This window comes from Candidatus Margulisiibacteriota bacterium (assembly GCA_041658645.1).
Classification (GTDB): domain Bacteria; phylum Margulisbacteria; class WOR-1; order O2-12-FULL-45-9; family XYB2-FULL-48-7; genus JBAZZV01.
The window spans coordinates 221,037-234,229 of record JBAZZV010000003.1 but is presented as its reverse complement, the minus strand read 5'-3'; the positions used below and the strand labels follow the sequence as shown (position 1 = coordinate 234,229).

The 13,193-nt window shown below is 45.2% G+C and carries 8 protein-coding genes; all 8 read left to right on the top strand.

The genetic code is table 11. The features are described 5' to 3' along the window. Positions 1–4,487: FlgD immunoglobulin-like domain containing protein (locus tag WC903_03905; GenBank protein MFA5893088.1), on the top strand; the 4,487-nt coding region annotated here is incomplete at its 5' end. Positions 4,488–4,542: 55 nt separating this feature from the next. Then, positions 4,543–4,785 (top strand): DeoR family transcriptional regulator, encoded by a 243-nt coding sequence (locus tag WC903_03900; protein MFA5893087.1) that lies wholly within the window; start codon positions 4,543–4,545, stop codon positions 4,783–4,785. A gap of 403 nt (positions 4,786–5,188) precedes the next feature. Continuing rightward, positions 5,189–5,536 (top strand): hypothetical protein, encoded by a 348-nt coding sequence (locus WC903_03895; protein MFA5893086.1) that lies wholly within the window; start codon positions 5,189–5,191, stop codon positions 5,534–5,536. Between the two features lie 335 nt (positions 5,537–5,871). Continuing rightward, on the top strand, positions 5,872–7,254 hold the full coding sequence (gene lnt / locus WC903_03890; GenBank protein ID MFA5893085.1) for an apolipoprotein N-acyltransferase: 1,383 nt from the start codon (positions 5,872–5,874) through the stop codon (positions 7,252–7,254). Position 7,255: 1 nt separating this feature from the next. Further along, positions 7,256–8,800, top strand: a complete 1,545-nt coding sequence (locus tag WC903_03885; protein MFA5893084.1) for a tetratricopeptide repeat protein — start codon at positions 7,256–7,258, stop codon at positions 8,798–8,800. Position 8,801: 1 nt separating this feature from the next. Then, complete coding sequence (locus WC903_03880; GenBank protein ID MFA5893083.1) at positions 8,802–11,630, top strand: FlgD immunoglobulin-like domain containing protein; 2,829 nt, start codon at positions 8,802–8,804, stop codon at positions 11,628–11,630. Next, entirely contained in the window at positions 11,627–12,724 is a 1,098-nt protein-coding gene (locus tag WC903_03875; GenBank protein ID MFA5893082.1) for a 6-bladed beta-propeller, read from the top strand. Before WC903_03880 ends, WC903_03875 begins: the two co-directional genes overlap by 4 nt. 1 nt (position 12,725) lies before the next feature. Then, entirely contained in the window at positions 12,726–13,163 is a 438-nt protein-coding gene (locus WC903_03870) for a hypothetical protein (protein ID MFA5893081.1), read from the top strand. Positions 13,164–13,193 lie beyond the last annotated feature (30 nt).

The window sequence follows — 13,193 nt, the reverse complement described above, 5'->3', positions numbered from 1 at the left end:
TCTGGGAGCTTGATCCCACCGAATTAAACCAAAGAAAAGCGGCGGCGAATAATCGGAATTTACTTAGCGGCAGCGGTCAGGTCAGGTTTGATAAGGCCGCGGGTAAAAGCGCTTGGGGCGCGACGGATAGTTTCGGCCAGTTTCTAAAACTGCCTGATTATGTCAATGCAGCGAAGTATTCGTTGACCAGCAATACTTCGGGGATCAAAGTTTCTCCTTCAAGCGGAGACAAGAACACGACTTACGCGGCGGAAGATTTGGACACAGCCGGAATAAATTGGACTACCGGCGATGACAATTCACTTCTGCCCACCGCAGGGTTGATTAAAAGTCCCGGCTTAATCTTTAACGAGAAAGAATTTTACGGCAGAAGAGAGCTTAATGTCTCCGACTTTTACTCGGTGAAAGATGATTATCAATCCAGTACCGCTTTAAAGTTTTCCTTCTTAAAGAATGATCCCTTTGGCAGGACGAGCAATTCTCCGATTGATAATCCCAACGTGGCAATTACCAGTTGGGACGTAGCGCTGAAAGACAAAACTGGCGGGGCAAACAAAGATATTATCTTAGAAAAGGTTGACACCACCACCGATAAAGATTGGCAATCGCACTGGAAGAACGACAAACTAAAATTAAAACTCAAACTCGATGCCTCCGAGTCTCGCTATGTGGAGATACTTGGCAACGCCTCCGGCCCTTACGAGCTGATGTACTTTGACGGCAACACCTGGAAAACTTTCATGACCTCGAACGGTGGCGCGTCTGGCCGCCTCGGCTGGTGGAATGTCGGACGGCTGAATGGGAAATATACCGTCCTTCTTAAATCCGGCAGCTACATTGCGACCAAAGACATCTCAATTGGCACCTTGATCAAGAAAGATATCAGCGGCGAAGCTTACAGCACCTACAAGCGCGCTCACCTTGAATTTCCTAAAGGTGCCTTTGTCAACGGATCGAAACTGCCTCAAGACCAGCTGGTAACAATAACTCCGGTGGCAATGAATGAGATATACATCAGAAACCGGCCAATTATCATTACATCAGGGCCGATAGTTGAAATTAAACCATCGCCGTGGAAATTCCGGGTCAGCACATTGGAAGGGGTGGATGAAAGGCCGACGCTCAAGTTCATCTACACATTTGACGATCTGGCGGACCCGCTTTTGAATCTGCGGGACAAAAACGCGCCACTGCCTAAAGTGGGGGATGATTTGGGCCTGGCGATGAATATCCATCAGGTGACAGCGGCGGGCGACCTGCAGATCGTTTCCGGGAACAGGCAGGAAGTGGAAGAGAACAACGGAGAACTGCAATACGCCTTTTACGCCCCGCTCGACCATTTTTCAACCTACGCCCTACTCCCAGGGAAATTTTCTCTCTCCGCGCCCATCGTTCTTGCCGACCGGTACATTACCAACAAAGAAACCGTCACTATCCATGGGACAGCGGAGCCGGATTCAATTCTTGATGTCTATGTGATCGGCAAGAACGATGCCCCGCCACCATTCTTAAACAATAGCGGCGGGGGTCCCGACGTTCCGATTGAAAAATCGGAAGTCGGGACGGTGCGGAGAGGGGTAGCCGACCCTAAAGGTAATTTTGAATTCAAAGATGTTGAGCTGACAACAGAGGGAGAAAACATTATCTATGTGACCTCTCATCCTAAAGATACCACCGATGTGATGACTTTTTCGGATGTGACGATCATCAAGGATACCGTCCCGCCCAGTGTTGAGGCGTCACAAAATCTCTATGCCTTTTCGCCAAATGGGGATGGGAAGTACGATTCGGTAGATTATCTGCTGAAAACGAATGAAAAGGGAAAAATCTACCTCTCTGTAATGAGTAATGCCGATGGTGCCTCCCGGCAATTGCTAAACCAGGAAATTTCGGCGGAAGCCAACAAGGAAGTTAAGCTGACCTGGACAAAAGAGTCGTTCCGGATTTTCCGACGGGACAACCTGACCGGAAATTGGATATTGTATTCCGAAATCCCGATCAGCGAAAAGCTGGCCGACGGAGCTTACAACACGACTGTTTATGCGATCGACGAAGCAGGGAATATCAGCAACAACGTTATCAGCCAGACGATCGTCGACGCCACTCCGCCGACAGTTTTAGGATTGAACGCCGATCCCAATCCCTTTACCCCCAACGACGACGGGGTGAAAGATACGACTAAATTCTGGTATAAATTCAGCGAACCAGTCTACACGACGCTCTCCATCTATCGTGACGATAGCAAACTATTCCGCACTCACGAAGGCCCAACGGACAACTTTACTTATCCAACTATTCGCGTTACGGATTACGCGTTACGCGTATCGACTGGTGACTGGACGTGGGATGGTCGTGGCTCAAGAAATGAATTATTAGGCGGCACCTATAGTTGGGAAGTCTCTGCCGAGGACTGGGTCGGGAATTCGACAACTTCTGAAATTAAAGCGGTCGTCGTTGACCGTGTGCCGACCCTCATCCCCTACGCTTTCGCCGAGCCCGATCCGTTTGCGCCGGTCAACCCGAACAACAGTTTTACGGAGATCAAATATTATCTCGGCCGGGACAACCTGAAAGTCAAAGCGTGGATCGTCGGCGCGGAGGGGAAGACGATCAAAGCCTTGGTTACCGATGAGCTTCAGGGGAAGGGAGAGCATATTGCCCGCTGGTACGGCGACTTTGAAAGCGCTTATGACGGCCCGACCGCGTCCGCCAATAAGTACCGCGTCGCGGACGGTTCGTATGTGTTTAAGGTCTGGGCCGAGGACCCTAGCGAACCCGCCACGGCGGGCAAGCCCGGCGCGAAGCCGGCCGAATCATCAAATACCGTGTTGGTCGATAATGTCCCGCCCAACATCCTGGTCAAGGGCTTGGCCGTCGACTATCGAATGAACAAGGCGGAATTGACCTATTCTATCCCGGAAAATTCTTCCGTTGAAGTTTCCGTCTTTGACAAAGACGGGATGCTTTTGGCGGCCGTCATTACCGGTGAGAGCCAGACTGCGGGGGAGCATCTCATCAGTTATCCGATCAGCGGGGAAGGGGAGCGGTACTTCAAGATCATTGCCGAGGACCGCGCGAAAAATATCGCGGAAGCAAAAACAGATGCGTTCGCGGCCAGACCAGACACTTTCCGCCTGGTTAGCCATCAGGCCAGCCCCGCGACTTTCACCCCCAACGGCGACGGTTTGACGGACTTGACCAGGATTTCATATGGTCTGGCGGGCGGCGTCCCTGACTATGCCGTCGGCCTCGATATCCGGACGCCGACCGGATCGACCGTCAAAAACCTGATCGAAAACGATCCTCAAGGTTCGGGTAATTATTCCTTCTACTGGGACGGTAAGGACAACGCGGGAAATATGGCTTTGGACGGCTATTACAGCTATGTGATCAAAGCCGAAGACAAGTTAGGCGCCAAGGTTGAAGAGCCAGGGACGGTCCTGCTTGTTTCCGCCCGCCCAACTGTCAATATTTCGATCAGCTCCCCGATCTTTTCGCCTAACGGCGACGGGGCCAAAGACTCGGTCAACTTTAACTATTCGGTCAATTACCCGACGATGTACATCTCGGGCGAAGCTCTCGTCAAGATCGAAGTGCTCAATTCGAGCAGCGAAGCGGTTTGGAGCAAGACTTTCAATCACACCGCCGGTTCGTATGTTTATGAATATAACGGTTTGGGCAACGACGGGAATCCTCTCCCGGCGGGTGATTACTATGCCAGGGTGAGCGGCCAGGACGCGCTCTATGGGCTCGCCATCCCCAAGACAATCAATCTGACGGTTGATTATTCACAGCCCGAGCCGACCGATTTTTCGATCGATCCGCCGTACGCGAAGCTGGATAGCGATGTCGGCATAAAGTTAAGTTTCCTGGAAACACTTGAGGCGGTGCCGGCGGTCAAACTAACGTTGAATAACGGTGCGGCCAAAACCGCCAACTTGACGACGGTTGAAGGCAATAGTTACGAATACCATTATTTGATTATCGCTGAAGACGCGGAAGGACCGGTTGAGGTTTCAGTCGAGGCCCGCGATCTGGCGCTTAATCCGATCAGTAAAATAAAGACGTTTGTGATCGACAAGACAAATCCGTCGGTCAGCGATCTTTCTGTCTCTCCCAACCCGGCCAGTATACCGTCCGTTAACGGACAGGTAAGCATCAAGTTCAACGTCAGCGAACCCCTAAAAGAAGCGCCGAAGGTTTACGTGACTCAAAATGGCGCGTCTCCCCAGTTACTAGTTACCAGTGGCCAGTGGCAGGCGGCTAATGGTCAGGTTGAAGCGAAATTCGACCCCATCCCTGGCTACGACGGCCCGGCGCTGATTACAGTTGAATCTACAGATTTAGCGGGTAACATTACGCGTTACGCTTGGCCGCCCGGGGCTGGCTTCCAGGTCAACCACACGCGGGTTGACTACGCCTACGTCACCCAGCGGGCCCTGTCCAGGGACAACGTCCACCGGATCTCACTTTCGGGGATTTGGTAGGCCCCCACACATACGCTGAAATTCTTTTGATTTTGGCGGGACGGTTATTGCCACTATGTTTGCTGCTGACTTAAACAAGATGAAAGAAAAGGAAATCGAACTGGAGCTTAATCAAAGACAAAAACAATTTTTGGGGAAATTAGGTGTTGAAGAGATGATTTCTTCATCTTCTTATGCGGAATTGTTTGATATAGACGAAAGGACGGCCAGAAGAGACCTTACTGAATTAACAAAAAAGGGACTCCTGCTAAAAGAGGGGCGGGGGTATAGAACGGTATATAAAAAGCGAGTTGATTAAGCTTCCGGACATTTCCGGACACTTCCGGACATTTTTGCTTGCGGGCACTTCCGGGCGTTTCCGGACACGATAAGGATGATTCTCATGAAAATTGGCCAAAGGCTGGTCCCCGCCAAAGGCGGGCAGGCGCCTCAGGCGGAAACCAATCTCCCTCTTTTTGATATTGAAATTCTTTTGATCCCCCGCCCGCCGTCACTTGATGGATATTCATCGCCAATCCCAAACCCACCCCTTCGCTGGGAAGCGACTTCCCTTTTTCCCGTAGCCCAAGAAGCGGAAAACAGGTGCAAGTTGAGTCGGCCTAAGGCCGATCATACATATGTGCTGATATGTTAAGAAAAAGTGCAGTGAAATTTATGTCGGAATCTGTCGAAATACATTCAGCGAGTCGTAGGAAACATCAATGAAATTAGACGATAAAATACAAACCAGACGAGTCGCTTACCTCCTCAAAGGAGAGCAATCCACTGCCTTTGAGCTTGCCTTATTGTACTATATTTTAGCCACACGAAGAAGCGCCGAAGATAAAATCGTTGACGCCTGCCTTAAATCGATCCAGTGGTTGAAAAAGGCGGAAATCGGCATCTCCGATAACATTTCTAATCTCGAACCATCCGATCAATTAAAATCACTCGAGAAAGTATTAGTGAATAATAAGACCATGATCTGCCGAAAGGCAGACCTGCCGGATAGGCAGGCGTTGGTACACGCCATCCCGATGTTTTATCGGGATTTTGGGTTAGCTTACTAAATATAGTTAGCTGATCACTTAGGTATTGACGTCCAGTGCTTCCCTATTCCTCAATTGGGGGGAAGGGAAGTACTGGACGTTTTTTATTGACTCTTTCCTGCTTCCGGCGGGCCGGCCGGTAAGGTGGGGGTGTCGAGATTCCGTCAAAGGGTGACGAAAAATACGACAGTTAACTGGTGCTAAAGCATGAAAAATATGATAAAAACGGGAAAATACAAGATAGGGATAGCTGGCAATAAAGTTGCTTACTATACATTATAATATGATATTGATGGTAAAGGCGAAAAGGCGTGAAATTATGGTAAAATATAGATGTTCCAAAACGGAGGCGCGGTATGCGTGACGTAACGGTCGGCAAAATGTCGGCGCCATTAGCGATAATTTCGGGCATCTTGTTGGCGCTGTCTTATCCGCTGTTCAATTTCTGGCCTCTCGCTTGGATAGCTTTAATTCCCTTATTTTACGCGCTTGAAAATAGCAATATAGGACAATCTTTTCTCCTCGGCTGGTTGGCCGGTTTGGTGATGTTTATCGGCCAAATATTTTGGCTGAAAGTATTCCATTTATCTATTCCTTTCATTGTGTCAGCGTATCTTGGCTTATATTTTGGTCTATTCTGTTTGTTCTATCGGTTAATAGCGGATAGAACGAAAAACCTGAATCTATTGATTGCTCCAATATTATGGACGTTAATTGAATATGTTCGCTCGATCGGCCCCTGGGGATTCCCGGCGGGTATCTTGGGCTATTCCCAGCACCTTAATATATATTTGATTCAGGTTGCTGACAAGATCGGTGTGTTTGGGATCTCCTTCATTATCGTATTAGTAAATATTTCTATCTTTCTGGCCATCAAGGAGCGATCGAGAATTGCGGCAGTACAATTCTCTGCCGTCGCGGCGATACTAGTTATCTGTTTTGTTTATGGATTTGCCAAAGTAAGTATGGCGGATACAAAAGGCGATTTTAGGCTTGCGCTAATTCAACCGGGGATCGATTTCCGGGCCGAAAAGGGGTATAACCCCGACCGATCACTGGTCGTGCTTGAAGACTTGACAAAACAAGCCGCCGCTCAAAAGCCTGACTTGATTGTTTGGCCAGAAACGGTTATCACGGAAAGCATCCGCCTGAATCCCGCCCTGGCGCGCAAGATGTACAAGATTGTAAATGAAGCCGGAACATATTTCCTGATCGGCAACGGTGATATTAAAAATGTCGGCGGCAGGATAAAACATTATAACAGCGCTTTTCTTATCTCACCAAAAGGCGAAGTCTTAAGCCAATACAACAAGATACATCCGGTCCCTTTCTGGGAAGTACTGCCTTTGCGCTATTATGTTGGTTTTCTGAAGAATGTTGAAGGGAAAGGAGTTTGTGACCCAGGAAGCGCATATACAGTATTTGAAACCCCTAAAGGGAAATTTAGTGCTTTGATCTGCTTTGAAGGGATGTTCCCCGATCTAAGCAAGCGGTTTGTCTCGTCCGGTGCACAATTTTTGGTTAATATAAGCAATGATAGCTGGTCGCAGAGCCGGACGGAGCATTATCAGCACGCTTCAATGAACGTTTTCCGAGCGATCGAAAACGGCGTATATTATATTAGGGTGGGGAACAGCGGGGTTACGAAAGTGATTGATCCGTATGGGCGGATTGTAAAATCGTTGCCGATTTATAAAAAGGGGTATTTAATTGCTGATATAAAGGTGGGGAAATTTTAAGATGAAGAAAAACATTATCGTTTTATTATTACTATTACTGGGGGCTTTTTTTCTTGCGGGCTGCGTGCCAAAAAATGAAGCGGAAACACATTTTAGCAACGCTACCGCATTCTTAGAAATGCAGATGTTCAAAGAGGCAATAATCGAACTTAAAAATGGTTTGCGGTTGAAGGAGAAGGATGCAGCCTTTAATGACCGGCCTGAGAAGCCGACGCTTCTGGCCACGATCTATCTTTATGATAATAAAGTCGATGAAGCTAAAATGGTTTTGGAAGAGGCAGTCAAAAAATATAAGAGAGATTGGAACATCCATTTGCTCCTGGCATCTGTCTACATGAATAAAAAAGATTATCGTAAGGCGGCAGAAACTATGGAGGAACTCCCCTTAAGAATTCAAGATTATGGAGAGATCGATCTGATGTGGGGCTTAAGATATTTTGGCGAAAATCGCTACGAAGAAGCTGAAAAAAGGTTCCTGCAAGCAAAAGAAAAGTTTTTAGCACAGAGCCTTAAATTTAAGCAAGAATCCGGCAGTTCCCAATTTATCAAAGCCGGTGCGACAATAATGATCGATACATTATTGGGAAATGTTTATGATAAAGAAGGCAAGCTCCCTGAGGCGGCCGCAGTGTATGAGGAAGCATTGAAAATTAACCCAAATAGCGAAGCGCTATTAACTAATGTCGATATTATTAAGCGCAAGCTTTACTTGAAGGGAAATCCTCAAGATGCTAATGCCCATAATTCACTGGGTTGGCTTTACCATCAAAAAGGACTCCCAGCCGAAGCAATTTTAGAATATCGGTTGGCAATCAAATATGACTTTTCTTATGCTCTGGCTTATAACAATCTGGGCTTGGTTTATTTTGATAATAAACAATACGAACTGGCGATTGCCAGTTTCAATAAAACTATTGCCCTGGATAATGATAAAAAAGCGTTAGAGTATGCGTATTATAATCTGGGCAGGGCTTATCGGAAGACAAAGGATATAAAGAAGGCAATCGAAAGCCTGGCAAAAGCCATGGCTTTGAATTCCCAATCATTGTCTGTGCAACGAGAATACAAGATCGCGTTTTTGATGAATGATAAAAAAGCAAATTATTTCGATTTAGGTAATCTCCTGTTTGAAAATGAAGAATATCAAGAGGCGGCCTCAGTTTATCAAGACCTTCTGGCGGTAAAACCCAATAATTATCAAGCCGATTATAATTTAGGCCAATGTTATTTAAAGCTTGGGGAGATGGCGAAGGCAATAGCGCCATTTAAGGCGGCCATAAAAATAAATCCACAATATTGGCAGGCGCATCGAATGTTGGGGCTTGTTTACGCTGAATTAGAAAATTATGACGAGGCCGCATCCGAATTTGATTTAGCAATTGAAAATGCCGATAAGGACAAGTTATCTGATATCTATAACGATTTGGCTTATATTTATTCAAAAAAAGGAGATCTTGAATTGGCGGCCAAAACCTGGAGAATGGCCGCTAAATATGACAAAAAGAAGGCCGAGAAGATTGATAAAATCTTAGGGGTTATTGGATAGAATGCTTAAAAAAATTCGTTTCTTTAAATTGATTTGTCTGATCATGGTTTTTGTATTAGCAATACAAGCATTTGTATATGCAGGAGACGTGGTTGATACGGTCGCAAGTGCTGTAACCATTGTAGTTGGAGTTGCCCTTGTTGTAACGGGTGTTGGCGCAGCAGTCATGGCGGGGGGGTTGCTTGCTCCAGCATGGGGGACAGCAGTAGCAGGCACCACGGCAGGTGTTCTGGCAGGGACAGGAACGGCTCTGATTGTGGGGGGCGACCAATGGAGTAGGCGGGATGAAATTAGAAAAAATTACGGTGGTGGCAGTGGAGCAGGAGGGGGGAGCGAAACGAATAACCCAGCTCCACCCGATCCAAAAAACTGGCAAATCGAGGTTAAAATAAATGACACCGGAGACAAAACCAAGAAGACGGCAGTTATTCAAATTAAAGACATTTACAGTGGCGCCTACATTGCCCCGCCATCTGGCTACGCTGCATATGTCTCCCATTCCAACAGCCAGGTCCATATGACGATCGGCGGCGCTTTGTCTTTTGGCCTAAAAGCAGAAAGTATTGATACCTCAAGTTTTGTCAGCATCAAAGACGCTCCCAATTTAACTGTTTCCGGAATCCCTAACATTATTAAATATGCTCTTTCAAAGCAAAGCCAACTGGCAAGATTAGAAGTGTTGAATTCTGCCGGCGCGGTGGTCTATGCTTTTTCTGAATCGATGCCAAACCCTGCTAGGCCGATCCCTTTTGTCTGGAAAGGAAAAGATCTTGGTGGCAATAATGTTGCTCCGGGTGCTTATTCTGTGCGTATAAAGGCAATTAAAGGCGACGGCTCGACGGAATATTCACCAATCAGTGTCATGAGCGTAGCCAGCTCAATCCCCGCCGATAATGAACAGCTCTTAACTTTTGATTCCGAAAATAAGGCCTATGTCACGTTTTTTAATCCTTCCTCATCAAGCGCCACAGATTCCATTCGTGTTGTCATAAAAGATTCGAGCGGGGATCGGCTCATTAAAAATAGTTCTGTTGTCTTTGAGGGGGGAGGAACCGCGCCGATTATTTTGCAGAATTCATTAAATTTTGCGCTGAACATGACTTCAAACATTGATGGCGTGCCGGTAAAGGTAACTATCCCCGGGGCGGATGATAGTTCCAAGAATATTAAGATGATAATAAATGAAGGAGGAGCAGAGCAAGCGACTTATGAATACGATCCAATAAACGGGACAGTTTCTTTAAACGGCAGTGCGCACACCAGCTCAAAGGCAGATGTTTATTACGGAATTCTGAAGATGATGGAAAATATTGAGAATCAGGTATTTGGACAGGGTGGGATTAGTTATGACAAGGATAATAATGATTTGAAGATCAATATGTCAAAATTTGCCAATAAAAGTGGAATTGCTTCGGATTACAAGGTGGATATTTCTAAAGATGCCAATACCATTTCTACAACCGTAAGCAAGGGATCAAATAGTGTTACCTCAACTTATGATTTGAATGATAATAAAGTGACGATGCCTGCTGATTTTACGTGGGCTGGGGACTTTAATTGGGATTTGACTAGCAGTAATTTGGCTTTGATAGAAGGGCCTTCAGTAGCCGGAGTTAAGGTTATGTCAGGCGACTTAAGCTTTATCGGCGAAAGCAGAAAGATTTTGGCAGCATTGAATAAGACTTTATTTGCGGCGATATTGGCAAAGGAATATTTAAAAGTGACAACTCCGATGATAAGACCGGTCGAGCCGGATATTACTGATATAATCTGGTACCCCTCACTGGCAAAAACCGTAACTGTTAAAGGAACTGCCGGAGGTGTTTTGCCTCATATATATGTAACAAATGGCTCTACAGTTAGAGAAGTAACTGGAGTAAGTTATTCTGGTGGGATATGGTCGGTCAATATTTCTTTGAACAATGGTGAAAATATGATTAATGCTGTCGTTAGCACCGCCGATGGCAGGGAAGTCGAGTCAGGAGATGCAACGGTGTATATTGGGACAAATGGCGGGCCAGACTTAATTCTTGTAAGCCCAAGGGACAGGCAAGTGTTTGAAAGTTCTGTTTTCCCGTTCGAGGAAAATGGCAATTCGGCGAAGGGTTTAGTTTCCCCCGGCTATTCGCTATCAATAGGTGGGGAGGACATTAGTGTCGATTCGTCAGGAAATTTTAATGATCCTATAAATATTAAAAATTTACAAGAAGGGCAAAACAATATATCAATTTCAGTTTCAGGCGGCCATAATTTATCATTTGTCCGATCATTTATCGGTGCTTATAAATTCATCAATGATGTCAAGTCGAATGCGTATGTATTAAGACGAGGGGATTTCATGTTCAGCAATAAAGGTTTAGCGGGCTTCGATGTTATTCCCCTAGAACCGGATCATGTGGGGGTATATCTAGGGAATAAAAAAGTGATTGATCCAATAATGACAGGGATAGAAGAACACGATCTTTCAGTTAAAGATAACAATAATTATTATTATGGTGAAGGTTTTTATTATGCAACGCAAATCCCAAAACTTGCTGATGAAAACAAAAGAAGCGCGGTTGTTGAGAAAATTAAACCTTACATTGGCACAGAATATGATCTGCCAATTAACCTGCTAACTTTTAAAGGTCATTACGATGGCGCTGATAATGGCAAATTTTATTGTTCTGAATTAGGATACTGGGCATGGAATCAGGTTGCAGGATCAAATACTGGAATTAATTTGCTGAATATTATGTATCCATTTAGAGGCATAAATGATTCTAGCAATTCTATTCTTCCCGCATATTTTTGTGAAGAAACCATGAAGGTCAAAGAGGTGGCAAAATGAGGGAGTTATTAGCAGTTTTTTTCGGTTGTTTCTTTTTGATTTCATTTTGTTGTGCTGAAATGGTGATGCCTTCAAGCATTACTTTAGACAACGACTGTAACATATATGTTATATCCGGTAAAGGGACTTGGCGTTTTGAGCTACAAAAATATGCTTCTAATGGAAAGTTGCTTTCGATATTAAACAAGCAAACATTGGCTCTTTGGGAAAGCGATTTTGATAACTTTGAGAAGATGCCTGCCAAACAAATAAAAGACAAATTTGCTTCTATTGTGTGGTATTTTAAATGTCAACCGACCTCATTATCAATTAAGGATAAAATAATTTTTCCAAAGATGATATGTTCTGATACAAAGAATAATATTTTCACAGTCGGCGATGACATTTCATCAAAAAGAATTAAATTTGGCATTTTTGATCGTAACGATGGCCATCCGATCAAAGTGTTTGATGTGGGCGGAGAGGGGCCGGAGCAGATAAGATATCCCCAAGGCATAGCTGTTGATAAAGACGGCACTATCTATATTACCAATTATTGGGATCATAAAGTTAAGGTCTTTGATAATAACGGACGATTTATTCGATCGTTCGGAGGCAAAGGTAGTGGCGATGGACAATTTAAGGCTATTCGTGCCATTGCTATAGATGACAAAAACGGTTTTGTTTACGTAACAGATGATTTTGTTCCCAGCTACTTGTTTGGCACGGGGGATCAACCTTATCAGATGAGAGTCCAGAAATTTACAAAAGACGGTAGATTTGTAAAAAAATGGGGAAAGAACAAATTTGTTAGATTTAACTTTGGCTATCCGCCAATTTATTGGGAGCCAGAATTACATGGGCTTAAAGGTATTGCCGTAGATAGTCATGGCTATGTCTATGTGTTAACCAGCTACACCAGAGAGGCTCATAAATTCACCGGGGATGGAAAACTAATTAATAAATGGGGAAAGGTAGGAAGCGGAGAGGGAGAGATGAGAAACCCACAAGCGATTGCAATTGATAAGGACGACAACGTTTATGTAGCGGATACGGATAATAATCGCATCCAGAAGTTCGATTCAAATGGAAAATTCTTGATGGAGATTAAGTAGTATGTTCAAGCAAACAATCGTTGCTATTTTATTGTGCCAGTCAATATTATCTCCTGCGGCTTTTGCCTTAGAGATCACCAAAAAAGATTCTATGTCGGCAGCTTTAAAATCTGCCGTTTTCCCTGGCTGGGGACAGCATGAAAACGGCGAGAGCGGGAAGGGAATAAATATTATTTCTGGGGATATCTTAATGGGGGGATTGTATTTGAAGTATTCGGCGTCTGTTCGGGATATGGAGAGCAGAAATGCCAGTGTTAATGATAAATGGCTTGATGTCACGCTTAGGGATTATTTTCTTCCCGATCTGTTGGGTAATTATTTCGCGGGAATAGTCGAGGGATTACGCGTTACGGTTGGTTGCCCGGGGCGGCAACTTTCCCTGAAATCCCTCTTAACATCTGCCGATTTTTGGATCGGATCGAGGGTGGCGTGTTCTTGATTCCGCACGAATTCATTGATACTATGTTCT